Consider the following 23651-nt stretch of genomic DNA (forward strand, 5'->3'; position numbering starts at 1 on the left):
CCGACCACGGGGCTTAACAAGGAAGAGAGCCATGAGCCTGCATACCCGAACCAAACGACTTACCGTTCCTCAATTGGTCGCGATGAAGGGGCAACAGAAAATTGTCTCCCTGACTGCCTATACGAGCTGGATGGCCAGATTGATGGACCCTGTTGTCGACTTCATCCTGGTGGGTGACTCGACCAACATGGTCGGACTTGGCCGCCACTCAACGCTGGACATGAGCCTGGAGGAAACCATCGTTTTCACCCGCGCCGTGGTCAGCAGTACCCGGCTGGCCTGCGTAATCGCCGATATGCCGTTTGGCAGCTATCAGGAATCGCCGCAGCAGGCCTACCGCAACTGCGCGCAGGTGATGGCGCGCACCGGTTGCGATGCGGTCAAGCTCGAAGGCGGCGCGGTGTTCGCCGAAACCGTGGAGTTTCTGGTCAAACGCGGCATCCCGGTGATGGCGCATCTCGGCCTGATGCCGCAATACGTCAACACCATGGGTGGCTTCAAGGCCCAGGGCATGAATGAGGCTGGCGCCATGAACCTCGAAGCCGATGCACGCGCACATAGTGAGGCCGGTGCGTTCAGTCTGTTGCTCGAAGGCGTGGCCGAAGGCGTGGCGCGCCGGATCAGCGACTTTTCCCCCGTGCCGACCATCGGCATCGGTGCTTCACCGGCGTGCGATGGTCAGGTGCTGGTGACCGAGGACATGCTAGGGCTGGGCGGTGATCACGTACCGCGCTTCGTCAAGCAATACACCGATGTTGGCGCGCAGATTCGCCAGGCGTGTGAGGCGTTCGCCGACGAAGTGCGCGCCGGCACATTCCCCGAACCCCGGCATTGCTATGGCATCAACTGAGCGCCGGCCATCGAACCTTCATCCTGAATGGCCTGAGTCAGCAATTTCAGCGCGTGGGTGATGTCCTTGCTCCAGTCGATGGTGTAGCTCAGGCGCAAATGATGCTGCCACGCCCCCTGCTGGCTGAAGATTTCGCCGGGTGCAATCACGATGCGTTTGGCCAACAAGCGCTCAAATACCCCGCGCATGTTCACCGGGCGCGTGGCCTCGATCCAGAACGCCGCGCCGCCCTGCGGGGCGACAATGCGTAACTGACCCTCCGTGTGTTCGTGCAGCATGGCTTTCATGCGCTGCATGCGGTCGATCAGCATGCTGCGCAACATCTGCGTGTGTTGGTCGATGCGCCGTGTGGTGTAGAGCTTGGCAATCGCTTTTTGCCGAATCGGCGACAAACGAAAGGCTCGCTCCAGAAACAGCCGATGCAGCTCGGGCCCTTGAAAGCGGCTGAGCACAAAGCCATACGGCGCCTCCGAACCGATGATCTTGTCGAACGTGGAAAACACCAGCAGCCGTTCCGGGTCGGCAAAGTCACGGTAGCGCGCGGCTTCAGGGACGAAGCTGAATTCGCCATAGCAGTCATTTTCGAACAGCCAGACCCGCCGTTCCGCCAGCCAGCGGCAGATCACTTGCTTGTCTTCGGCGGGCATCAGGCTGCCGTGGGGAATGTTCACGGTGGAGGACAATACCGCCAGAGTGATGGGTTCTCGCTGCAACAACGCCTGGACTTTGAGCAAGTCAAAGCGGCCATCGTCACCCAGCGGCACTTCGATGACGCGGATGTTCGCCGCGTGCAGTTGCCGCAGAATCGCCCACGAGCACGGCGATTCCACCAGCGCCACAGTGCCGGTCAGCTTCAACGCCTCAAGGGACAAATCAAGCACGCTGCGCAGATCGGAACCGATGTAAACGTGCTCGGCACGCCAGTAGCAGCGCGTCGAACGGGTGTAACGATCGGCCAGAACACTGCGCAATTCGGTTTCGCCAAACGGTTGATACAGCGGCGCATGCGAGCGCGGGTATTGGCGCGTCAGTTCGCGTTCGGTCATCAATAACGGGTTTTCCAGCGACAGCAGCATGGCCGGGGCATCACTGCTCAGCGCCAGCATTCCCGGTTGCCGGGCGTTGGAGAACACGTTGTCGAGCAGGTTCGGCGAGCCTTCGTTGATCAGCGCGGATGGCATGGCGCGGGTGTAGTAGCCAAGCTTGGGCCTGGCGTAGATACGCCCTTGGTCTTCCAGCAAGGAATAGGCGTATTTGGTCGTGGACACTGACACATTCAAGCGCTGCGCCAATTGTCGCAGCGACGGCAGCTTCTGTTCTCCCTCAGGGCTCGCAGCTTCGATCAGTTCGACGAGATAGCGGTATACGGCCTGATAGGCAAATGTCGAATCTTTATTTGGGTTCATGCTCAATCGCTTTAAATCCTGGTGCGTTAGGTACTGCGCTTACCACGCGCGGTCGGGACCACGGGGAAAACGCTTGCACTCGGCCATCCATGCCAACGCTCGGGCATCGAACGGATGCCCGCAGGTTTGAAAACATCATCAGCAATGGACGTTGCGAAGGGGTGAAGTCGCTATCTGGAACCAGCGGGGTGTTGCGCAAGTTTTCCGCTGGATGAATCACGCACATCATCCATAGGGTAGGCCTCCTGCCCGGCGTCGATCGTCAGGAACAGCGCCGATAGTGCTCGCTTTTATCAGTCGATACCAAGCGCGACCGCATTCAGCGATGATAACGCCGCACCACGCTGCTGTTACGCAGCACATGGCCTTTGATTTTTTCCATCAGTTCGGCGCGGGTCAAACCGGCCGGCAGTGCGTCCGGGGCCAGATCCAGGGCGTAGAGCTGAATGATGTAATGGTGCGCGCTGTCACCGACCGGCGGGCATGGGCCCATGTAGTGGGTGTTGCCCTTGCTGTTGGTACCGCCGACGCCTTGATGGTTCGATTTGGCGCCCACACCGGCCGGAATCTGCCGGGTGCTGGCTTTGATGCCGTAATGAATCCAGTGATCGACGCCCAAACCTTTCTGGCCGTCCGGGTCGTGCATGACAATCGCGTAGCTCAGGGTGCCAGCGGGACCTGCGCTCCAGCTCAGGGCCGGCGACTGGTTCTTGCCGTTACAGCCCGGCGCATCGCTGGCCGCTGCCGAGGTGAACAGTCGATTATCGGAAACACCGGGGATGCTGAGCGTAAAACGCTCCTGGGCCTGCGCCGGAAACTGCACGCAAAGGGCAACGGCAATGGCCGCCAGCCAAGGGTTGAGAGAGGTCAATCGGGTCATTCCGGGAGCACCTTGTACAGTGAGGCCGTCGTCGGCCTGCAAACTATAGCTGTACCTGCCGTGCCATGGCAGCAGCAAATGCCCGAACCTAGCACCGCGCCGCACACTCACGAGAGCAATACCCGCGAGCAAACCCTGCGCGGTGCCGCCCGTTCAGCGGCTCATGGGCTCAGCGGCTGACGATTGTCGTCGTCCTCGGCATGCAGAAAGATCACGCGCGGGTGCTCCAGCGGCGCCAGGGGTGGCGGCAGCTCCGCCAGTTCCACCGGCCGGAAATTCAGCACCACGTTGCTCACGTCACCCTCTTGATCGTTGTGAATGGTCATCACCCCGGGCGTACGCAGCTTCTGCAAACGCTCGTCGCACAGCTTGAAGCTCTTGCTCAACCCCTCGTCATCGGCCACCGGCGCTGGCAAACGGCGTTGAGCGAAACCGCGGCTTTTGCGCTGTTGGTAACGCGCCCAAGCGATCAGGATCACCGCGTTGACCACCGCCACCCACAGATAAATCTGCAAGGTGGCCAGCGCATCAAACGCCGAGCTATCGATCCGCGGCGCACCTTCGTGGCTTTCGATCAGCGGCCACAACCCTCGCACCATCAGATACAACAGACCAATCCAGGCAATAACGGTAAAGAATGCATCGACCACGACCAGAAACGGCCGCTGGCGAGTCCGGATGATTTTCATTTGATAACCTCCTCTTCATCGTCCCCGATCGGTTTGATACCCCGATCAGGACTGACCCAGCGCGCACGCTTCTGATGTTGACCAAACAGCACCTTGGGGAAACTCACAAGCGTGGTCAGCAAGCTGACTAGCCAGAACGCAATCGGGTACCACACCACCCAGAACATGGTTTTGCCCAGCCCCGGTTCGTAGCGCCGATCAATGATGATGCTGACGGCGAACTGCACGAGGCAGACGAAGGCCAGCAACAACCCGGTAAACGCCGGCGGCATCAGGTGATCCACGGCGATGGCTTCGGGCATGACCACGAACTTGCCGACACCCCAGAAGATCACCGACAGCAGGAAGGTGAACGCCCAACCGGTCGACAAGCAGTATTCGAACAACAGCGGCCACAGATAACGATGGCGGTATTGCCAGATCCCGCGGATGTTCTTGAACAGCACCTCGGCGCCGCCCTGGGCCCAACGCAGACGCTGCTTCCACAAACCAGCGAGGGTTTCCGGCATCAGGATCCAGCACAGTGCGCGCGGCTCGTAGAAGATGCTCCAGTGGTCCAGTTGCAGCTTCCAGCTGATGTCGATGTCTTCGGTGATCATGTCCGGGCTCCAGTAACCGACCCGGTGCAGCGCGGTGCGGCGGAACGCGACGATCACACCCGACACGGTGAAGATCCGCCCGAATACCCGCTGCGTGCGTTTGATCAAACCGATGATCGAGGAGAACTCACCCACCTGCACCCGCCCGACCAGCGTCGAGCGTGTACGAATCCGTGGGTTGCCGGTGACCGCGCCGAGGCGGTTGTTATCCAGCATGGGCGCCACCAGATAGGCCGCCGTGTTCGGCGCCAGCAGCGCGTCACCGTCGATGCACACCAGATATTCGCTGCGCGCGGCGATAGCGCCCATGCGCAGGGCGACTGCCTTGCCCTGGTTTTCTGCCAGATGCAGAACCCGCAATCGCGGGTCTTCCTTGGCCAGCCGGTCGAGCACTTGGGCGGTGTTGTCCTTGGAGCCGTCATTGATCGCGATGACTTCGATGTTCGGGTAATGCTGGGCCAGCGCCGCATGGATGGTGTCGGCGGCGTTGTCGCCTTCGTTGTAGCAAGGGATCAGGATCGAGATCAGCGGCTCGCCGGCCAGTGGTGGCGGCAGCGTGTCGTCCTTCCAGGGCCAGTGGCGTTCCCAGTGCAGCCAGAAATACAGGCCACCGGCAATCCACAGCCCCGACATGAACAACGGGTAGAAGAACACGAAGTCCATCAGGAACTGCCCGGTGACGAGGAAAATCAGTCCCAGCGGCACGCCGAGAACAAGTGCCAGAACAAGCAGGGCTAACAGTCTATCCAGCATGTCATGGGTTCCATTTGTTGGAGAACGCGGGCCGGACGGTTTTCAGCTCCGGCAGGTTGTCGAGGAAGTTGTCCGGGTAGTAACCGAAACTGGTCGCGCCCTGACGTTTGAGACGGCTCATCCAGTCAGCCAATTGCTGGCTGTCGATGTCGGCCTGGTCCTTTTTCGTCCAGTCCCGTGCCTGCAATTCGAACACCGTGCGATCCAGTGCGCCGGGACGGGCCTTGACCGTGTCGACCAACGCTTCGAGCCACGGCCCGGATTGCGCCTGAGTCTGTTTTTCCATGAGTGGCATGGCCATCGGGGCCGTCCAGTCGTAGGTGGCGAGGAAGTCGTCGAGGTTCTGCGCGTACCACGCTTCGCTCTCGGGATTGAGCATCGGTTCGGCAAAGATGTTGCGCGCGGTCTTCACCTGCGGGCCGCGAATGGCGCGAACCTTGGCCGTCAGCTCGTTGGTGAAATCGATCAGGTAGCGGCTCTTGAAACGCGTCCAGCGCTGCATGGCCGCCGGATCATCACGCAGCGCTGCAATCGAGCCCGGCAAGCCGTTGGCCGCGTAGACTTTGAGCGCCGCCGGGCTGGCGTCTTCGAAGTCCGAGAGCACCGCGTCATCGTGATAGAGAATGCCGTCGACCGACGTCAAGCGCGCCACGTCCTCGTAGATTTCACCGATGATCCGTCGTACTTCAGGGTCGAACGGTGACAAGCGTTGATACTGATCCGGGTCCACCGAAGTGGTGCCGGTTTTTGGGTCCCAACGGGTCACGCGCGGCAGTTTTGAGTCCAGACCAAAACTCAGCACCGGCATCCACGCGAAGACCTTCACATTCGCGCGGGTGCGCAGTTGCCAGGCAACGCGGTCGAAAATGTCCGCACGCATGGGCAGATGGCGGTTGGGGAAGTACAGCGAGTGCACCAGACCATCGCCCTTCGGGTCGCCGAACGCCTGCAGGAACACGGTATTGGCGCCCATATCGGCCATGCGCTGGATCAGCTTGCCGAGGTTGATTTCCTGCTGCGCCGGGTCCGGGTCGTAGACGTTGTCCAGATCCACATGCACCACCCGCATCACCGCATCGGACTGCACCCCGACGACGCTGTTGGCGAAATGTTCGCCATCCGGGTCAGAGGCGACCAAAAAGCGCGGGCTGCTCATCAGGTTATCTAGGCTGTTTAGGCCGTCGTCCAGGGTCAGGGCCATCTGATAGCCCTGTTCATCGACCACCGTCAGCGACGTGCCGTCTGCCGCACCGTAAGGCCAGACCCAGACACGCGGCTTATGACCGGTGACCTTGCGGATTTTTTCCGTGATGGCCGCTACGTCGGTGCGAATTCGCGCCTGAAATTCGGCCTCGGTTTCGTAGCGTTTGGTCTGAGGGTTATAGCCCCGGGTAGCCGCCGCAGGCTGCAAATTGCCTTGCGGGTTGGCCAGGATGCCTTTGTGGCTGGCATCGGTGTGGGCGGCGATTTCCACCAGCCCGGAGCGCGAGATTTCGCGCACCTGATCCCAGGTCAGAAAGTCGGAGCGAGCACGCGGCGTGCCGGCGAAATCCACCGGTTGATCGAGCGGTGTATCGAGCCAGGTGCCGACTGGCGCCAGCAGCGCATGCCAGTTGTAGGCGCGCAGCACTGGCAACACACGGGTGTAGAAACTGGCATAACCGTCGTCGAAGCTGAGCAGGATGGCCTTGGCTGGCAACTGCGGCCCACCCTTGCGTGCGGCCATGATCTGATCGACCGTAACCGGCTGGTAATTGTTTTCCCGCAGCCACGCGAGTTGCTCGATCAGGCGCTCGGTACGCACCGCCACCACGGCCTGATCGGGGTCGACATCCTCGACGTCGTGATAGGCGATACCGAGTACGTGATTTTTCGGCCACGGCTTTTCGCTGGCCGCCACCGGGCGCTCGGACGGCGGGGCGAACGCCGGGGCTTGCTGGGCACAGGCGCTGACCAGCAGCACCCCCAGCAGAAGGATGAAACGCGAAGTCAAAGGCATCTTCAAACTCTTCTAGAAGCGGAAAGTGAGGTCGACGAGCAGACGCAAATCGGATTCCCGGTCACCGTCGTAAGGCCGGTTGATCACACTCAACATGCCTCCCACCTCGAATACGTCGTTCCAGGCATAGCGCTGGCCATAACCGAGCAACGCCATGCCTCCAGTGCCCTGGTCGCGCTGGCTGTAAGTGCCTGCCCCGACCTGGAACTGCTGACTCCACGAGGTTTCGTAGCGGTGGTAGAGCACATGATTGACGTTCAGCAGCGGCATGACGCTGAAGTCCGCCTTCGGGTTGAAGTACGGCACGTCTGCGGAGTTGGAGTTGTGGCTGGTGCCGACCTCAAGACCGGCGTCGACCTGCACGTTCGGTGCGCTGTAGAGACCTTCACGCCCGGTCAGCAAGGCTTCGACCCGGTTGTTGCCATCGCTGAAGTGCGAAGGGCTGACGGACAGGCGCCACTCGCGACTTTCATTGGCACGCCAGCGAATGAAGCCGCTGCCGCCATTGGCGGTGATGTCGCTGTTCAAGGCCCGCAGCGGGGTTTGCGCCGACAGGTATTCGAGGCTGGCGCCATACTGCCAGTGGTCGTTGATATCGCGGGCAATCGCCAGTCGTGCGCCGAGTTTGTCGCCGAAACCATAAGCGTGATTGGAGACTTCAGCCTCCAGGCTCATGTCGCGGCTGCGCCGCTCCAGACCCACACGCTGGAAACGGTGATGACCGGTGCCTTCGGCGAAGTCGCCGGTGGCATAGCCGACCCCGGCAAACACGCGCCAGTCTTCATCGATCGGCGGGCTGTACAAGGTGCTTTCGATACCGAAATCCTTGCTGCCGGCAACCGCCCCGGTATCGCCGCTGTTGCCGCCGAAAGCCTTGCCACCATAGCTTTCGACACGCAACTGGGCCATGTCATGCACGTCGCGCTGGCGGGCCAGGCGCTGTGCTTGCCGGTTATCCGGGAAGCGCTCAATCACGTCGTCGGTCAGCGCATCCATTTGCCGCCATTGCTGCAACTCCATCGCGGTTTGGGCTTGAGCGATTTCCAGGCCCATATTGCGCGGCGCCATGGCCTCGGTTTCCTTGAGCAGGTTCTCGGCGCGGCGCGGCCAGTTACGGGCCAGGTACAAATCAGCCTGGGCCAGACGCAAACCGATGTTGCCCGGCGCCTGCCCGACCAGCACCTGCAAACGCTCTTCGCCATGGGGCAAATCGGATGCGTAAGTGCCGGCCTGCGCCGCGAGTTGCTGGGCATCCATCCATTCGTCATTGGGGTTGCCGATGGGCAGACCTTTGAGCTCGATACGCGGGCGCTGAGACTTGGCTGCATCCTCGGCCACGTTTCGGGCCTCATCGGCGCGATCACTTTCGAGCAGCGAGTAATACAGCGCGGTCGTGTCTTCCAGGCGATCACCGACATCGGCGTCCGGTGCCGAAAGCACTTGGCGGTAGAGGTCAGTGGCGATTTCCGGTTCGCGTTGATCCAGATAGGACGACGCCACCCAGCGTTGGGCATAGGTCGGCACCTTCACGCCTTCGGCTTGCAGCTTTTCGTATTCAGCAATGACGTCTGCGGTACGCGCCCGCGCCTTGAGCGCGCCCATGCGGTCGATGCGCCAGCGGATCACGTCGTCGTGAGCCGTCGCGTCCGGTGTCCAGGTGGCGAGCAGTTTGTCGTAATCGGCCAACGCCCGGTCAGCGATCACATAGCGTTCTTTTTCGCTGCGGGTGGCCAACTCCGCCAGACGCACGCGCTCGGCGGCCAGATCGCCTTCGAGGCGGCGCAGGGTCACCGGATCGATCAGACCCGGACGCTGATGGGCCAGCCGCAGCGCCGGCTCCGGCAGACGTGCCTTTTGCAGCGCAACCACGTATTCGCGGGCGACTTCAGGTTTGTTGCCGGCGCGAATGAACGCCTGATCGTATTCGAACAGGGCGTCGTAAGGTTTGTTGGCGCGGGTCAGGGCATAGCCCAGGGCGAGGCGGCGTGACGGGTCGTCGGGTTTGGCGGCCACCAGCGCTTTGGCGCGCGAGACCGACTCATCGGGCTTGCCGGCGTCAGCCTGGGTCAAGGCCAGGCCCAGTTGCAGGTCGGCATTGTCCGGCTCCAGCGCCAGTGCCTTGTTATAGACCTGAGTGGCCTGATCCCAACGTTTGAGGTTGCGATAAGCACGGGCGGTGGCGGTCAGCGCCTGAATCGGCAGTACCCGGTCGCGGCCCTGGGTTTCATAAACCTTGACCACTTCGGCGTCGAGCCCGGCCCAACCGGCAATTTGCAGGTGATCGCTGATCTGCCCAGTGGTTGCCAGACCCGGCGGCACCTGACGCAGCACGGTCAGCGCAGGCGTGTAATGCCCCGCACGGGCATCGAGCACCCGTTGATCGTATTCAGTGTCGGCAAGCGCCAGCGCCGGCCACAGCAACTGGCTACAGAGCGCGATTCGAATCCAGGGGCGTAGACCACGATGTAATACAGGACCATCAATACGCGGCATTCGTCAGCATCCTTACATGGCCAGCCGGGTCGTCATGCCCTTTTTGCCCAATTCGTAACGGAGACTGGGTGAAAAACACTCAGCCAAGCTCAGTCGGGCAGTTTTGCACGCAAGCATGGACCAGGATTCAGAACACAATAATTGTTCAGATTCACGGTAACGGCTTAGCCGGGATGCCGAAAAGCCAAACGCCAGACAGCAAAACGCCCGGCGTCTGCGCAATGCAGAGGCCGGGCGTTGCTATTTAGAGCGCAGTATTACTGCACTTGCGTGACGCCTGCGAACTTGCTCATCAGGAAGCCAACGAACTGCTCAACGGTCATCTTCTGGCCGTTGAATTCCACCTGATTGGCGGCGTAATGCAGCTTGGTCACGACGTTGGTGCCATCGACGGTCGCCAATTGCGAACCAACGGCCATGGCGGAGAACATGTCGGCGGTGCCGCTGGCCCCATCGACGATGGCTTTGGCGTCGGTCTGACCATCAAGCTGCGCCTGTACGCTGAGCAGATCGACCAGCATCGGCTTGGACACCGTGACATTGAGGTCGAGCAGCGCGATCAACTGTCTGGCCAGCTGATCCGGCGGCAGATCCATCGACTGCGGCTTGGTCAGGTCGATCACCAGATTGGCGCGGCTCTCACCGTTGGCGGTCTTGAGCGACAGGTTTTCCAGTGCCACTTGCGGGCCAGCGGCCAGCAATTTCTGCAAGTCGGCTTTGACCTGGGCCGATTCGGCTTCGGTCAGATTCAGCTCCGGTGCCGGCAGGCCAGCAGCGGCCGCTTCGGCCGCGGCTTTTTCGTACGGCTGCAATTTGGTCTGGTAGACCTGCATCAGCGACATCGTCGACGGGATGTCGAGGTTCTTCAGGCTCATGGCCATGCTGGCCGAACCGATTTTCTTGTCGTTGAGGGTGACTTCGCCGATCTGGTAGTCCGCACGGCCGGACGCATTGCTGCCGTTCTCCTCGGTGAGGTTCTTCATTTCGAAGTTCTTCACGCCGAGCACCGATTGCTTGGCGCCGAAGGTGGTTTTGCTGTTGGACAGTTCCAGGGTGTTGCTGCCGGTGTAGTAGCCGTAGCTGCTCTTGGTGAGGTTGCTGGCCAGGGTCAAACCGTTGAGTTCGATCTGCACCGGCGCCTGATCTTCGGCCACAGTGACCAGTTTCAGGCTGTCCATGTAACCGTCAGCCTTGACCTTCTGCGCTTGGGCGCTGGCGGAGATGTCCATGGTCAGGCCAGAAAATTTCAGGCTCGACTGCTCATCCAGAGCGATTTCCAGTGGCAACAGGTCGACGGTGCTGGTGGTGGATTCGTCGTAGCCGATGTTGGTCACGCCTTTGAGCGGTGCGGCGCCCTTGGTGGCGGCGAACCATTTTTCGGTGGCCGGACTCTTTTCGAGTTCGTAATTGCTGGTGGCCATGACCGGCAACCACTTCAGCGACACCAGACGCGAGAACGGCAGCGGGCCATGCTCGAGGTGATCGACAAACAGCAATTCAACCGGCGCATCGCCGAACATTTCACCTTCGGCTTTGAGGCGATAGTGCGCGGTGCTGGTGAAGGTGTGACGTTCCAGCGACACCAGTTCCAGCGACATCGTGCCGTTGGAGCCGGCCATGGCGGTTTGCAGCTCTTTGTTGGTATTGGTGACGGCGTTGTTCAACACGCCTTCGATCTTGGTCCCGGTGTACCAGGCCCCGCCTGCACTGATCGCGCCGATGGCAACAACAATTCCGAGTAGCACGCCTGCTGATTTATTCATGAATGACCTGATCGATTTCCGTGGCTGAAAGTGGGGTCGTCTTCCCTGAACCCGTGACCGGGTTGCGGCTCGACTCCGCTGAAATGAGGGGTGGAGATTAGCACTGGGGCGCATGATGGCCCAATGTTTAAAGGTTAAAGAGTGTCTATGGGGAGTGTGGATAGCTGGCAAGCCGGGAGAGTTTCAGTGCTGCTCGGTCCGCCTTCGCGAGCACGCCCGCGCCCACAGGAGCGTGGTGCTGAGCACACATCTCCTGTGGGCGCGGGCTTGCTCGCGAAGAGGCCAGATCATTCAACGAAAGATCAGGAATACTGAACCTCGATCTCATCGAGTTGATGATCAAAGCTTTTGAGGCGTGCCGTCCAGGTATACACAAGCACTTCAAAGTCCCGATCGATCACCGCCCCGCCCGGCCCATCGGCGCGCGGGTCGCAGTAGTCGAGTTGATAGCGCTCGCGGGCCATGGCGGTGGCGACGTCGGACAGTTCACGGGCATTGTTCAGCCAGTGCCAGCCCTCGCTGTCGATCTGCTTGTCGAGTTCCAGACACTGCTTCTTCAGCGCTTCGAGGCTTTTTTCCAGCGGCGTGCCGGTGAGTTCGCCCATGACTTCGGCGAAGGTGCGGCCGGGCTGCCAGTAGCTGCCCCAGAAATACCGGTCGAACACGGTTTCGACCCGGCGCAGGGCGACTTTGGTGTCCCAGATCAGCACCAGCGTCTTGCCCTGTTCAAGCTGTCTTTTTTTGACCCGCTGAACCTGGACCGACGCCCACGCCACCACGACGATTGCCATGACCGCAATCAGCGCCACGGCGCTGTCGAGGAAAACCATGGCCTTGTCGATCTGGTGGGCCAGCATGATGCCGTAGAAATAGGTGGCCGAGAGCAGCACCAACGCTGCGAGGGCGCACCAGAAGCCGAGAGCGTAAGGGTTTTTCATTATTGGTTTCCCCTAGACCAGCGCTAGCGATGTGCGCTGAAGGGGCGCTTTGCTCGGGGCGCCCTTTCAACACTTCAAAGCATAGCTATGGCCTCAGGGTTTGCTCGGGCTTGAAGCTTGCGTTCGTCCGCTTTCCCAACCGCCGCCGAGGGCGAGGAACAAATCGATCTGGCTCATGGCGACTTGCGTGTTGGCAGCGGCCAGTTGCGCGGTGACATCGGTGTAGGTGCGGGTCGCTTGCAAGTCGGCGAGAAACGACTCGCGGCCGGCCTGGAAGAAGCGGTGTGTCTGGTCGGCGGCCTGTTTCGCCGACTGCGCGGCATCGGCCAGCGCGTCACGGCGTTGCAGCACAGCGCTGTACTGCGCAAGGCCCGTCTGGGTTTCGCGGATGGCGTTGAGCACCACGCCATCGAAATGCGCCAGTGCGCCTTGCGCCGCCGCTTCGGCTTCGCGGATGCGCGCGCGGGCGCCGTTGGTCGGCACCTTCCAGCTCAACGACGGGCCGAAGCCCCAGCGGTTGGTCGAGGGATCACCCAAGTCGTCGATGATGCCGACAGTGCCGAGGGTCGCGCCGATGCTGATGTCCGGGTACAACTCGCCCGTGGCGACGCCGATCCCGGCCGTCGAGGCCGCCAGACGCCGTTCCGCCTGACGAATATCCGGGCGGCGCTTGAGCAGCGCGGCGCCATCGCCGACCGGCACCCGTTGGGCGATTTTCGGCAACTCGGCGCAGGTCGCGGTGCCGGCCGGCAACTGATCGACCGGTCTGGCCAGCAGCATCGACAGGCGAAACAGCCCGGCCTGACGCGCTGCTTCATAACGCGGCATTTCAGCGCGCAAGGATTTGAATTGGGTTTGCGAACGGGTGACCTGGGTTTCATCACCACGCCCGGCATCGCGCAAGCGCTGGGTCAGCGTGGTGCTTTGCGATTGCAAGTCGAGGGAATGCTGGGCGATTTCTCGCTCTTCATTGGCCGCGCAAACCTGGGTATAGGCGCGAACCACGTCGGCCACCAATGTGATCCGTGCGGTGTCAGCAGCGGCTTGAGTCGCATCGGCATTGGCCTTCGCGCCTTCGATCCCGCGTTGCAGGGTGCCCCACAGGTCAAACTGATACGAAGCGCTGAGGCCTATGTCGGCGACGTTGGCCACTGGCACTTTCTCTGGCAGCAAAAATGCCTGACCGGATTCCTGCAAACGCTGTGCGCCCATCTTCACCCCGGCGCTCCAGCCACCCGCGGCCTCGGCCTCGTCGACTTGAGCGCGAGACCGCGCAAGGTTCGCTGCCGCCACGCGCAGATCCGTGTTGGAGGCCATGGCTTGCTGCACCAGTTGATCCAGGCGCGGATCCTTGTACAACCGCCACCAGTGCGCTGGCACCGGCGCCGACACCACGGGTTTGCCGGCCACCGCCAATTCACCCTGAAAATCCTTGCGCTGGACCGCCGCGTCCTCGGGCACCTGATAGTCCGGCCCGACCATCTGACAGGCCGAGAGCATCACGCCCAAGCCTGCGATCATCAGGGCCCTGTTCATGGCGCGGACTCCTGTTTTTGATCGTCGATGATCGAAACAGTGGCGGTACGCCCGGCGATCATGCGGAAGTCCGCCGGCACCTCATCAAAGGCAATACGTACGGGAATCCGCTGCGCCAGGCGCACCCAACTGAACGCCGGGTTGACGTTGGGCAGCAGGTTACTGCCGCTGGTGCGGTCACGGTCTTCGATGCCGGCGACGATGCTTTCGACATGCCCGCGCAGCCTGGCGCGGTCGCCGACCACGCGGATATCCACCGACTGGCCGACATGGATGCCGTCGAGTTTGGTCTCTTCGAAATAGCCGTCGATATGAAACGAGTTGCTGTCGACCACCGACAGCACCGGACGCCCGGCGGTAACGAATTCCTGAGCACGCGGCGCCCGGTCGTTGACGTAACCGTCCACCGGGCTGCGGATTACCGAGCGGTCGAGGTTGAGCTGGGCGCTGTCCACCGTCACCCGCGCTTCGGCCAGTGCCGACTGCGCACGGGCCACGCGAGACTGGCTTGCTTCCAGTTGCTCGGCCGGCACCAGGTTGCCCAGGCCACGATTACGCTTGGCTTCGCGTTGTGCTTGCGCGAGCGTTTCCTCGCGATCGGCGGCGGCCGCTTTGGCTTGGCGCAGGGCCAGTTTGAATCGATCCTGGTCGATGCTGAACAGCACCTGACCCCGTTTGATCAACTGGTTGTCTTTCACCTCGACCTGCTGGATCAGCCCGGAGACGTCCGGGGCAATCTGCACGATGTCGGCACGGATGTGGCCGTCACGGGTCCACGGCGCGAACATGTAATACATCACCATGCGCCAGACGAGGACAACGGCAAAAGTCACGATCAGCAGGGTCAGTACCACGCGACCGATGGTCAAAAACGGTTTTTTCATGTCATCAGGTATCGACTGAGTGAGTCCACGCCGTACAGCAGCACGGCGTAGAGGGCCACGTTGAACAATGCCCGGTGCCAGACCAGACGGTAAAAGTGCAGACGTGTCAGCACGCCATGCACCAGCAAAAACAGCACATACGTGATGCCCATCAACACCAGCAAGGTCGGCAGAAAGATGCCGCTGATGTCCAGATCACCAATCATAGGGGCGCTCCATCGGGCAACGGTTCTTCGGGCTCGGCGCTGGAAACGAATTCGACGCCGGGCAACAGCGCCAGACGCAGACCGCTCAAGGCGTGCAACAGGTGGAAACGGGTTTCTTCGTCGCCGTGGCCATTGAGTGCACGGCGCGTGCGGTCCATGGTCATCAGCAACGGACTCGGCGCCGGCAGGCGTTCGCCAGCCTTGAGGCAGGCGCGGAAGTACTCGCCGACCTCGACCACCACTTGCTGCAACAGCGCCTTCGGCACGCCGGTGACCCGTGGGGTGTAGGCGAGCAAATCGAGCAGGTTCAGACCCACGCGCACTTCACGCATGGCGATGCCGGTGTCCTGGCCGGTGAGGGCAAGACGCGGCAGGTGCTGCATCAGGCGATCGAGCAACTGCACGCCCAACTTGCGGTGTTCGGCAAGGTTGGCCGGCTCGGTCATGTCGACGATGTCTTTCCAACTGAAACGGGTCAGGCGCTTGGCCGCCAGCTCGGCGCCGAACGGGCGCGCCACCAGCGTCCAGATGAACGCGAACAACAGGCCCATCGGCCCCGCCAGGTTGGAATTCACGAAGGCGAAAAAGTCCGCATCGTAAGCGCCCTGAATGCTGATGAACGATGAGGTGTTGACCAGCGTCAGGAGCATGCCGAGGTAGAAACGCGGCTGCACCGTCAGGGTACCGATGCAGATGAACGGGATGGCAAACGCCAGGACCAGCATCGGGAAGTCATGCAGGTTGGGCAGAATCAGAAACAGATACAGACTGGCGAACAGCACCGACATGCCCGTCCAGAAAAAGAACCGGTAGATCTGCGGCGCCGGGTCGTCCATCGAGGCGAAGAAGCTGCACGCCACCGCCGCCAGAATCACTGCGCTGCCGCCGTCCGGCCAGCCCAGCAGAATCCACAGCAGCGAAGCGACGATGATCGCCAGAATGGTCGAGGCCACCGAATAGAGCATCAGCCCGCGATCAAGAAACGGCGTCAGGCGACCGAGGCGCCAGTGGCGATACACCGCGCGCCAGCTGTCCTGACGCTCACACACAATCGCCGCCTGCAGACTGCGGCAGTCTTGCCACAGATCGATGAATTCACCGAGGCGATAGATCGCGTTGGAGAAGAGCAATTGTCTGCGATCCTCCAGCGCCTGCGTGCTCGGTTGCAGGGCCTGGAGCTGGTCTTTCAGGGCTTGCCAGCGTTGCAGATCGGCGTCCTGGTGAGCGAGCCAGTCACGGGTCGCCGCCAACAGCGGCGCGAACCGTTCTGCCAGTTCCGGGGTGCGCCGCTCGAGGGCGTAGAGCGAATCTTCGAGGGCGTCGATGACCGGCAACAGATGGATCATGCGCCCGCGCAGTTCCTTGGTGTTTCGCACGGTTTGCGGCAGCGAACCTTCATGGGGTAACTGGCCGATCATCAATTCCAGGCTGTTGAAATTGGCCACCATGGCCATGCGCAGGGCCGTGACTGCTTCAGGCTGCACGTCGCGGCTGAGAAACTTCAGGCTGTAGCTGGTCGCATCGATGAACCATTTACCGACGGCATCGTTGAACACCGGCGCCAAGCGGCGTGGCCAGAACATCGCGCCGACCACAGCGGCGACGGCAATGCCGAGGAAAATCTCTTCGGTACGTGCTTGTGCGACATCCCACACCGCCAGCGGGTTATCCACCACCGGCAAGGCAATCAGCGGCAAGGTGTAGCCGGCAAGCATCAGCGCGTAACTGTTGGCGGTGCGCAAATGCAGGGATAGAAACAGCAAAATACCCGTCCACAGCGCGATGACGACTACCAGCACATAAGGGCTCTGCACGAACATCGGCACGAAAAAAACCGCCGCCGCTGCGCCGAGAAAGGTACCGATTGCACGGTACAACGCCTTGGAGCTGGTCGGCCCGAGGAACGGGCTGGAGACGATGTACACCGTGGCCATCGCCCAATACGGACGCGGCATTTGCATGAGCAAGGCGATGTACAACGCGATCATCGACGCGGCAAAAGTACGAACCCCGTAGAACCAGTCGCGGGTCGGCGGAATGCCTGAGAAAAAACCGTTCAAGAATTGACCACCAGCGGCGGATTCGCCGCCTCAAAAGCCCTGAGTACCCGAAGCGTAGCTTCCAGATCGCTCTGATCAATCCCGTCGAGCACTTCGTGACGCAGGCGCACCAGTTCGACTTCCACCGCGTGCACCAGCTCACGACCGGTGTCGGTCAGGCTCAGGCATTTGGCGCGGCGATCCTGCACATCCTCGGTGCGGCGCACGTACCCCGATTGGCACAACTGATCGAGCAGACGCACCAGCGACGGGCTCTCCATCCCGGCCGCCTGCGCCACCTGCACCTGACGCACACCCTCACCCAAACGCCCGATCATCAATAAAGGGACGGCGCAGGCTTCGGAGATTCCATAGTTGACCAGCGTGGTCTGGCAGATCTTGCGCCAATGCCTGGCGGCCACCACCATGGCACTGCTGATGTTCATCTGGAGAGCGTCGAGGGTATCGGGCACGGGACAAGGCACACTGTTAGTTTGCTAACTATCAATATCGCATTGCGAGGGAAATTCAGTCAAGTTTTGAAACAAAGTGATTGTCAGCCGAAGAGAAACGACGAGGTGGGGACCTGTTAGCGTTTTTGGGCCTTCTCGTAAACTCTGCTGCGCTCACGATGACCTGAAGCGACGACAACTCGCTCATCGATTACTTGATAAACCAAACGGTAACCCGACGTTTTGAGTTTGATTTTGTAACAGTCGGGCATCCCGTGGAGTGCATCAGCCGGGACTCTCGGCAGCGCCAATCTTTCGGCGAGCTTCTTTTTTCAATTGATCTCGGAGCGAATGATTTCTGCCAGTTCCAAATCATCAAGCCGTTCCATCATTGCTTCGTAAACATCGCCTGGCATCCATCCGGCAGGAAACGATCACCCTTCGGTCAGGCCTACCGCCCCGTACGCAACAACACATTCAATTGATCAACCACCTCCGCCCAATCGGCATCGTCCAGAATTTCGTCGCGCAAAAAATCAGCCTGACTCTTGGTCCAGAAAAACGCGTCTGCCAGGTGCAATTCGGGTTTGAGCGGAGAATGGCTCGTGATGAATTGGTCGATGCGGACGGGGTCGTTGTCCAGGCCGAGTTGTTTGAACAGGGATGGCAGGCTATGGGTGGGGCTTTCCATGGGGGAACTCCTTGGGAACATGGTGTCTGGGCGATTATTCGCGAGCGGCATCCAAGGGGTCGCGGTCACCTGTGGGAGCGGGCTTGCGCGCGAAAGCGCCAACGCGAACGCCACAAAACCTGATGACTCAACTCCCGGCCTGATGCACCTCGGCGCTGCATTGGAACGGTTGTAGCGGTGTGTTTGAGTCTAGTTCGGCGAGTTGCAGGCGCAGGAAAATCCGCTCACTGGACACATCCGCACACTGATCAACATTCAACCAGTTCAAGGCTCAACTAGACTCAAAGAAGCACACCCATGACGCGCCCGGAGGGTCACGTGAACAGTCGATGTTGTGCGTTTCTCTGGTTACTGCTGTTGAGCGGCTCGGCGATCGCCGCCGATGTTCCACTGTCGTCGGTCAACCCGATCGGTCTCTGGCTGGTCACCCTCGGTATCGTTTTTCTGATCGCCGAAGCCGCACTGCCCAATTACGGCGTGATTGGTCTGGGCGGGATCATCATGTTCGTGATCGGCGCGCTGATGCTGGGCAACGCGGACTTGCCGGTGCCGATGATGATCGGTCTGGGTCTGGTCAGCGCTTTGCTGTTGCTTGCGCTGATCATCCGCGCCCTGAAAACCCGACCGCGCCACGCCGTCAGTGGCGATGCGGGCCTGGTCGGCAGTGTGACGGCAATAACCACGGTGCAGACTGAAGATGCCCATCACGGCTGGATACACCTGCAAGGTGAGCAATGGCAGGTGCACAGCGCGACACCGCTGCACAGCGGACAATCGGTACGCGTAGTGGGACGCAAGGGCTTACTGCTGAAAGTCGCCGCGGCTGACGCGGCTCGACACGGAGAGTGATCATGGGTCTGCAAATCGGTTTTTTCGCGCTGCTGTTATTGGTGATCGCCCTCGCCGCGTCGACGTTTCGCATCCTGCGCGAATACGAACGCGGCGTGGTGTTCCAGCTCGGGCGCTTCTGGCAAGTCAAAGGTCCGGGGCTGATCCTGCTGATTCCGGTGGTTCAGCAAATGGTTCGGGTCGACTTGCGCACCATCGTTCTCGATGTACCGCCGCAGGATGTGATTACCCGCGACAACGTTTCGGTGAAGGTCAATGCAGTGCTGTACTTTCGCGTGCTCGACCCACAAAAGGCGATCATTCAGGTCGAGAACTTCCTCTCCGCCACCAGCCAGTTGGCTCAGACCACCCTGCGTGCGGTACTGGGCAAGCATGAGCTGGATGAATTGCTGGCCGAGCGCGAGCAGTTGAACATCGACATCCAGCAAGTGCTCGACGCCCAGACTGACGTGTGGGGCATCAAGGTCGCCAACGTTGAGATCAAGCACGTCGACCTCAATGAGTCGATGGTGCGCGCCATCGCCAAACAGGCCGAAGCCGAACGGGAACGACGGGCCAAGGTGATTCACGCCGAAGGCGAGTTGCAGGCCTCGGAAAAACTCATGCAGGCCGCCGAAATGCTCGGCCGTCAGCCAGGGGCCATGCAGTTGCGTTATATGCAGACCTTGAGTTCGATTGCCGGCGACAAGAGTTCGACCATCGTCTTTCCGCTGCCGATCGAGTTACTCAAGGGGATGGCGGATTTGTCGGCCAAGTCCTGAGATGACGCAAGCGTTCCAGCGCTTCATAGGGCGCGTGCGCGAAATGTTGCACATGCCTGTGCAACAACGCCGAAGCCGCGCCGCGCTTTTCGTCGCTGTCGGCGACGAACGTCCGTGAGGGCTGCTTGGCATGTTGCGCCGTCGCCGCGAACGCCTGCTGAAGCTGCTCAGCGCTCAACTGAAAAAAACTTGCCAATCGCCCTGCCATCGCCCCGGGCAACTCGCTGTAATTGACGGGCAGCCCACCTGACACTTCGCATTGCGTCCTACCCGCCTCCAGCAATCGACCCAAGCGCCGGGCAATGAAATCCTCACGCCCCTCAAACGGCAAACCGTCCTCCAGCACGCAGTCGCCGAGCATGCCCGGCACCATGTGCATGCCCGGGCGGCGCAGGTGGGAAACGGCGATTTCCAACGGGTCGCGATACAGAAACAACCATGGCGTATCAGGAAAACAGTCTTGCAGGAGCGGCCACTCACCGATGTTCCACGCATCAAGCTTGATCACCAACCGCTGCTCCACGCCTCGACGACGCTGCCCGTAAGCCGAGAGCAATCCGCTGATAGCGGCTCGACGTTCAGACGCCGGCAGATCGCTGCGCAACAAGGCGTCCAGCGGCGGTGGTTCCGAGACGACGATGTGGTCATCGAGCCGGGCGAGCATCTGGCTGATCAGCGTCGAGCCGCAGCGCGAGGCGTGCAAAATGAATGCGCTCGGCGCCACCCCCGGACTTTGCGCCTGCCAATCGGTCAGCGCCGACAGCGGCGTCTGTCGACGAAATGCCTGATTGAACGGCAGGCGCAATGCCTCCTCGACCGCGTCGCGAAAAAAGGGCTGATGCAGTGGCGTATCGCCGAACCAGCACCAATCCACCTGCCAACGCCCTGCGACCGGCCAGACACGCACCGGTAACCAGCCGTCCAGGTTCAGCCGCTCCATTGTTCGTTCCATTGCCGCCGTCCCTGGCGCATCGCCGCGCGCAGTTCTTCGCGAGAGAACGGCAAGCCCTGTTCGGCGGCCAGTTCGAGGGTTCGCGTGATGAACTGTTCAGGGTCGTTGAGTGCCCGCAAGGTTGAGGACAGCGAGGCATCCTCAGCGACCAGTCGCTGAAAACGCTGCAGCGCCGTGTCGGCCCATTGCGCTGGAGGCGTACTCGGCAGCCCTTCATCAATCATCCGTGCAAGCCAGGCGCCAGGCCGGCAATCGAGCACCAGATGAACCCGCGTCGAGGTATCGCGGTTAACCACCCGATGCGGTCGTGCCAGATCGAGAAACCAGCATTGCCCCGCCATCATCGGCACACGTTGACCGTCGAGCCAGAAATCCACATCGGGTGGACTGAGCAACGGAATGTGCAGGCGCACATCGGCGTCTGGCTCGGCGAGATCGTAGTCGCGGTGCTCATGAATTCGCCCACCGGGGCCCAACCGCAACAATCGCGCACTGACGATGTCCAGTTGCAAATCCCGCAGACCGTGGCGCCAGCGCTCATCCAGCAGCCAAGGCGCGCGCAGTAACGGTTGACCGCGTCCGGGCGACAATTCGGTCAGCGCATCGGCCGCCGAAATCAGCGCCACGCCGCTCCAGTCTCCCGAGAAATATTGCGTGTTGAAGTGACTGCGCCAGGCGTCTTCGGCAATCGCCGCCAGCGCTTGTAACAACAGTGGCAAATCCACCGGCACCGGCAGTCGCGCATACGCCGGACGGCTCATGTCTTGGGCAGCACCGAGCAATCGCCGAGCCAGGTCAACAGACGATCAAGGCAGGCCTCAACGGTCTGCGTACCCGTATCGAGCACCAACGAGGCCTGCAACGGTGGCTCATACGGTGCCGAGACCCCGGTAAACCCGGCCAACTCACCCCGTCGCGCCCGAGCGTAATGCCCTTTCGGATCACGCTGCTCGCACACTGCCAATGAGGCGCTGCACCAGACCTCGCGATAGTCCTCGCCCAAACGCTGGGCAAAGACTTCTCGCAGTTCGGCCAATGGCGCAATCATTGCCAGAATCACGATCTGACCATTTTCCACCAGCAAAGCGGCGAGCTCGCTGGCGCGGCGAATGTTTTCCTGGCGATCCGCGTCACTGAATCCCAAATCCCGATTGAGCCCGATACGCAAGCTATCGCCATCAAGCACCACCGTTTGCCAGCCACACCCGAACATCGTGGCGTGCAGCGCTTGAGCCAGCGTCGATTTGCCCGCCGCCGGCAAACCGGTCAGCAGAATGGCCGCACCGCGATGGCCATTGCGGACCTCGCGCTGCATACGGCTGATGCTGGCGCTTGGCGCCAGCACGTCATTGCGCGGAGGCATTCGCCACCACTGGCAACGAGATATCCCCCGCCGCCCACGCCGACTCACGATTGGCCAGTGCGTTGGCGATCGCCTGCACGTCCGTGGACTGCACTTGATCCGGTAACGGATCGAGCCCGGCACTGGCGAAGATCTGGCCGTAGGCATTGCGCAGGTCGGCGTAAGAAAGATCACGACGCAGGTCGGCTTGCAGGTTGTTCAGCTCACCCTGAATCAACTCCAGCTCACCAATGCCGGCGGCCTGATGACGATTGCGCAACTGGCCAACGATCTGCCCGTCAATGTCGGACAACTGCTGGCTGGTCTTGAACTGGCGCAACGCCTCTTGATAGTTGGCATTGGCCACATAGAGCTGCGCCAGCACTGCAATCGACATTGCCTGACGCCGTGCAGTGGCGACTTCTTCGCCGGCCTTGGCGACGTTGATCGCCGCCGGAGCAGAGATCACGTTGAACAGGTTCCAGGTGATTTTCACGCCGTAGTCGGCCCAGCCTTGCTCGACGAGGAACGAGTTGCTGTCGTAATGCCCGCCGGCCGAAAACTCCAGACCCGGCAGCAAGCGCAGCATGGCTTTGCGGGTCTCGGCGGCGCTGATGCGCGTCTGGTAATCCTGCTCGCGCAGTTCCGGACGGCTGGTCAAAGCCTCCTGTTCGAGTTTCGCCAGATCGACCTTGAGTTCGGGAACCTGATAACCATCATCAGTGGCCAACGTGAGATTTGTGCCCAGCGGCAGATTGATCAGGGTGGCCAGTTCGGTTTTCGCCAGCGACAGCGCACGGCGCTGCTCCTCCAATTGCCGCGTGGCTTCGATGAGTGAGCGCTGATAACCCAAGGCCTGAACCGGGTCGCCAATGCGCTGCTCGCTCATGCTCTGGCTGTTTTTCCGGGCCGTGTCGACCCGCGCCATCAGGCTGTCGATCTGCTTGAGCAGACGTTCGGCGGCCATCGCTCGCCAGTACGCCGAGCGCACATCCTGGACGATGGTGTTGATCACTTTGCGCCGACGCTCCTGCACGATCAGGCGCTGGTCACCCTGCTGTTTGGCGCTGATATAGCTGACACCGAAGTCGAGGACGTTCCAGACCATGGTCAGATCCGCCACTTCGCGGTCACGATCCTGCGAGGTCGACGGTTCCAGCGACTGGGTGCCGGTGCGCACGCTCTGGCTACTGGAAGCACTGACGTTGTTACGCCCCACATACCCGGCATCCAGCGCCATGCGCGGCAACATGTCGAAACTGGCGAGGTCGAGCTGCCGCTTGGCCAGCGCTTCCTCCATGATCTTCAAGCGGCCTTCAAGGTTGTACTTCACTGCGCGGGCCATGGCCTGATGCAGCGTCAGGGGGCCGCGCAGCGGTTCCTGATCCTTGTACATGTTTTGCAGGTCGGTTCTGGCCCGCTGCTCACTGACACTGCGCTCAATCGGTTCGCTGGTGACTGCACACCCGCTGATCGCCAGCGCCAGCAGGCTGGCGCCGAACAACTTCTGACTTCTTTTCATCCGTGGATCGCCCCTAGGTCCCGCTCAGTGTTAAGTAGTGGTGTGTT

General features: G+C 61.2%; 21 protein-coding genes and 1 pseudogene. 3 read left to right on the forward strand and 19 right to left on the reverse strand.

What is annotated here, in order from left to right:
- Positions 1-31 precede the first annotated feature (31 nt).
- Positions 32-850: a 3-methyl-2-oxobutanoate hydroxymethyltransferase gene (gene panB, locus AACY50_RS03630; protein ID WP_339431620.1), complete on the forward strand. Its 819-nt coding sequence runs from the start codon at positions 32-34 to the stop codon at positions 848-850.
- Here panB and AACY50_RS03635 read toward each other — a convergent pair.
- The 15 genes and pseudogenes from AACY50_RS03635 to AACY50_RS03705 form a co-directional block, all read right to left on the reverse strand.
- On the reverse strand, positions 835-2256 hold the full coding sequence (locus AACY50_RS03635; RefSeq protein WP_339538148.1) for an aminotransferase-like domain-containing protein: 1422 nt from the start codon (positions 2254-2256) through the stop codon (positions 835-837). The two genes, panB and AACY50_RS03635, sit on opposite strands and share 16 nt — an antisense overlap.
- Positions 2257-2575: 319 nt before the next feature.
- Complete coding sequence (locus AACY50_RS03640; RefSeq protein WP_339431622.1) at positions 2576-3136, reverse strand: YbhB/YbcL family Raf kinase inhibitor-like protein; 561 nt, start codon at positions 3134-3136, stop codon at positions 2576-2578.
- A 161-nt stretch (positions 3137-3297) separates the two neighbouring features.
- Positions 3298-3825 (reverse strand): poly-beta-1,6-N-acetyl-D-glucosamine biosynthesis protein PgaD, encoded by a 528-nt coding sequence (pgaD, locus tag AACY50_RS03645; protein ID WP_339538149.1) that lies wholly within the window; start codon positions 3823-3825, stop codon positions 3298-3300.
- The gene (pgaC, locus tag AACY50_RS03650) at positions 3822-5177 is read right to left on the reverse strand and encodes a poly-beta-1,6-N-acetyl-D-glucosamine synthase (RefSeq protein ID WP_339431624.1); all 1356 of its coding nucleotides are present in this window, start codon (positions 5175-5177) and stop codon (positions 3822-3824) included. The genes pgaD and pgaC overlap by 4 nt, the downstream gene beginning before the upstream one ends.
- Before the next feature lies 1 nt (position 5178).
- Entirely contained in the window at positions 5179-7176 is a 1998-nt protein-coding gene (gene pgaB / locus AACY50_RS03655; protein WP_339538150.1) for a poly-beta-1,6-N-acetyl-D-glucosamine N-deacetylase PgaB, read from the reverse strand.
- 12 nt (positions 7177-7188) lie between these two features.
- Positions 7189-9669: a poly-beta-1,6 N-acetyl-D-glucosamine export porin PgaA gene (gene pgaA, locus AACY50_RS03660; RefSeq protein WP_339538151.1), complete on the reverse strand. Its 2481-nt coding sequence runs from the start codon at positions 9667-9669 to the stop codon at positions 7189-7191.
- 257 nt (positions 9670-9926) lie between these two features.
- Positions 9927-11432: a YdgA family protein gene (locus tag AACY50_RS03665; protein ID WP_339463933.1), complete on the reverse strand. Its 1506-nt coding sequence runs from the start codon at positions 11430-11432 to the stop codon at positions 9927-9929.
- 302 nt (positions 11433-11734) lie between these two features.
- Entirely contained in the window at positions 11735-12370 is a 636-nt protein-coding gene (locus tag AACY50_RS03670) for an NADH:ubiquinone oxidoreductase subunit N (RefSeq protein WP_221730958.1), read from the reverse strand.
- A 93-nt stretch (positions 12371-12463) separates the two neighbouring features.
- A complete protein-coding gene (locus AACY50_RS03675; RefSeq protein ID WP_339538153.1) occupies positions 12464-13906 on the reverse strand; it encodes an efflux transporter outer membrane subunit in 1443 nt (480 codons plus the stop codon).
- Positions 13903-14790: an HlyD family secretion protein gene (locus AACY50_RS03680; RefSeq protein ID WP_339431629.1), complete on the reverse strand. Its 888-nt coding sequence runs from the start codon at positions 14788-14790 to the stop codon at positions 13903-13905. The genes AACY50_RS03675 and AACY50_RS03680 overlap by 4 nt, the downstream gene beginning before the upstream one ends.
- The gene (locus tag AACY50_RS03685) at positions 14787-14996 is read right to left on the reverse strand and encodes a DUF1656 domain-containing protein (protein WP_027611129.1); all 210 of its coding nucleotides are present in this window, start codon (positions 14994-14996) and stop codon (positions 14787-14789) included. The genes AACY50_RS03680 and AACY50_RS03685 overlap by 4 nt, the downstream gene beginning before the upstream one ends.
- On the reverse strand, positions 14993-17056 hold the full coding sequence (locus AACY50_RS03690) for an FUSC family protein (protein ID WP_339538156.1): 2064 nt from the start codon (positions 17054-17056) through the stop codon (positions 14993-14995). Before AACY50_RS03690 ends, AACY50_RS03685 begins: the two co-directional genes overlap by 4 nt.
- The gene (locus AACY50_RS03695; protein ID WP_339431666.1) at positions 17053-17481 is read right to left on the reverse strand and encodes a MarR family winged helix-turn-helix transcriptional regulator; all 429 of its coding nucleotides are present in this window, start codon (positions 17479-17481) and stop codon (positions 17053-17055) included. The genes AACY50_RS03690 and AACY50_RS03695 overlap by 4 nt, the downstream gene beginning before the upstream one ends.
- A 143-nt stretch (positions 17482-17624) precedes the next feature.
- Positions 17625-17841, reverse strand: a pseudogene (locus tag AACY50_RS03700) (type II toxin-antitoxin system RelE family toxin); the annotation flags it as partial.
- A 97-nt stretch (positions 17842-17938) separates the two neighbouring features.
- On the reverse strand, positions 17939-18178 hold the full coding sequence (locus tag AACY50_RS03705) for a DUF2789 domain-containing protein (RefSeq protein ID WP_339431631.1): 240 nt from the start codon (positions 18176-18178) through the stop codon (positions 17939-17941).
- Positions 18179-18496: 318 nt separating this feature from the next.
- Here AACY50_RS03705 and AACY50_RS03710 point away from each other — a divergent pair, with 318 nt between their 5' ends.
- Both AACY50_RS03710 and AACY50_RS03715 read left to right on the forward strand, forming a co-directional pair.
- Entirely contained in the window at positions 18497-19027 is a 531-nt protein-coding gene (locus AACY50_RS03710) for an NfeD family protein (RefSeq protein ID WP_339431632.1), read from the forward strand.
- Between the two features lie 2 nt (positions 19028-19029).
- Positions 19030-19788 (forward strand): slipin family protein, encoded by a 759-nt coding sequence (locus AACY50_RS03715; protein WP_339431633.1) that lies wholly within the window; start codon positions 19030-19032, stop codon positions 19786-19788.
- Here the strand turns inward: AACY50_RS03715 and AACY50_RS03720 are convergent.
- The 4 genes from AACY50_RS03720 to AACY50_RS03735 are packed head-to-tail and all read right to left on the reverse strand — an operon-like array spanning position 19754 to position 23604.
- Positions 19754-20728: a sulfotransferase family protein gene (locus AACY50_RS03720; RefSeq protein WP_339495766.1), complete on the reverse strand. Its 975-nt coding sequence runs from the start codon at positions 20726-20728 to the stop codon at positions 19754-19756. The genes AACY50_RS03715 and AACY50_RS03720 overlap by 35 nt on opposite strands.
- Positions 20716-21501: an aspartyl/asparaginyl beta-hydroxylase domain-containing protein gene (locus AACY50_RS03725; RefSeq protein ID WP_339495755.1), complete on the reverse strand. Its 786-nt coding sequence runs from the start codon at positions 21499-21501 to the stop codon at positions 20716-20718. The genes AACY50_RS03720 and AACY50_RS03725 overlap by 13 nt, the downstream gene beginning before the upstream one ends.
- Entirely contained in the window at positions 21498-22103 is a 606-nt protein-coding gene (gene cysC / locus AACY50_RS03730; RefSeq protein ID WP_339431635.1) for an adenylyl-sulfate kinase, read from the reverse strand. The genes AACY50_RS03725 and cysC overlap by 4 nt, the downstream gene beginning before the upstream one ends.
- Complete coding sequence (locus AACY50_RS03735) at positions 22087-23604, reverse strand: TolC family protein (RefSeq protein ID WP_339431636.1); 1518 nt, start codon at positions 23602-23604, stop codon at positions 22087-22089. The genes cysC and AACY50_RS03735 overlap by 17 nt, the downstream gene beginning before the upstream one ends.
- Positions 23605-23651: the final 47 nt, after the last annotated feature.

This window comes from Pseudomonas sp. RA_15y_Pfl2_54 (assembly GCF_963971015.1).
GTDB lineage: Bacteria > Pseudomonadota > Gammaproteobacteria > Pseudomonadales > Pseudomonadaceae > Aquipseudomonas > Aquipseudomonas baetica_A.

What these genes read in the sequence shown, in the direction of transcription:
- panB (WP_339431620.1), top strand. Translation starts at nt 32, where the DNA reads ATGAGCCTGCATACCCGAACCAAACGACTTACCGTTCCTCAATTGGTC.
- AACY50_RS03635 (WP_339538148.1), bottom strand. Translation starts at nt 2,256, where the DNA reads ATGAACCCAAATAAAGATTCGACATTTGCCTATCAGGCCGTATACCGC.
- AACY50_RS03640 (WP_339431622.1), bottom strand. Translation starts at nt 3,136, where the DNA reads ATGACCCGATTGACCTCTCTCAACCCTTGGCTGGCGGCCATTGCCGTT.
- pgaD (WP_339538149.1), bottom strand. Translation starts at nt 3,825, where the DNA reads ATGAAAATCATCCGGACTCGCCAGCGGCCGTTTCTGGTCGTGGTCGAT.
- pgaC (WP_339431624.1), bottom strand. Translation starts at nt 5,177, where the DNA reads ATGCTGGATAGACTGTTAGCCCTGCTTGTTCTGGCACTTGTTCTCGGC.
- pgaB (WP_339538150.1), bottom strand. Translation starts at nt 7,176, where the DNA reads ATGCCTTTGACTTCGCGTTTCATCCTTCTGCTGGGGGTGCTGCTGGTC.
- pgaA (WP_339538151.1), bottom strand. Translation starts at nt 9,669, where the DNA reads ATGCCGCGTATTGATGGTCCTGTATTACATCGTGGTCTACGCCCCTGG.
- AACY50_RS03665 (WP_339463933.1), bottom strand. Translation starts at nt 11,432, where the DNA reads ATGAATAAATCAGCAGGCGTGCTACTCGGAATTGTTGTTGCCATCGGC.
- AACY50_RS03670 (WP_221730958.1), bottom strand. Translation starts at nt 12,370, where the DNA reads ATGAAAAACCCTTACGCTCTCGGCTTCTGGTGCGCCCTCGCAGCGTTG.
- AACY50_RS03675 (WP_339538153.1), bottom strand. Translation starts at nt 13,906, where the DNA reads ATGAACAGGGCCCTGATGATCGCAGGCTTGGGCGTGATGCTCTCGGCC.
- AACY50_RS03680 (WP_339431629.1), bottom strand. Translation starts at nt 14,790, where the DNA reads ATGAAAAAACCGTTTTTGACCATCGGTCGCGTGGTACTGACCCTGCTG.
- AACY50_RS03685 (WP_027611129.1), bottom strand. Translation starts at nt 14,996, where the DNA reads ATGATTGGTGATCTGGACATCAGCGGCATCTTTCTGCCGACCTTGCTG.
- AACY50_RS03695 (WP_339431666.1), bottom strand. Translation starts at nt 17,481, where the DNA reads ATGAACATCAGCAGTGCCATGGTGGTGGCCGCCAGGCATTGGCGCAAG.
- AACY50_RS03705 (WP_339431631.1), bottom strand. Translation starts at nt 18,178, where the DNA reads ATGGAAAGCCCCACCCATAGCCTGCCATCCCTGTTCAAACAACTCGGC.
- AACY50_RS03715 (WP_339431633.1), top strand. Translation starts at nt 19,030, where the DNA reads ATGGGTCTGCAAATCGGTTTTTTCGCGCTGCTGTTATTGGTGATCGCC.
- AACY50_RS03720 (WP_339495766.1), bottom strand. Translation starts at nt 20,728, where the DNA reads ATGGAGCGGCTGAACCTGGACGGCTGGTTACCGGTGCGTGTCTGGCCG.
- AACY50_RS03725 (WP_339495755.1), bottom strand. Translation starts at nt 21,501, where the DNA reads ATGAGCCGTCCGGCGTATGCGCGACTGCCGGTGCCGGTGGATTTGCCA.
- cysC (WP_339431635.1), bottom strand. Translation starts at nt 22,103, where the DNA reads ATGCCTCCGCGCAATGACGTGCTGGCGCCAAGCGCCAGCATCAGCCGT.
- AACY50_RS03735 (WP_339431636.1), bottom strand. Translation starts at nt 23,604, where the DNA reads ATGAAAAGAAGTCAGAAGTTGTTCGGCGCCAGCCTGCTGGCGCTGGCG.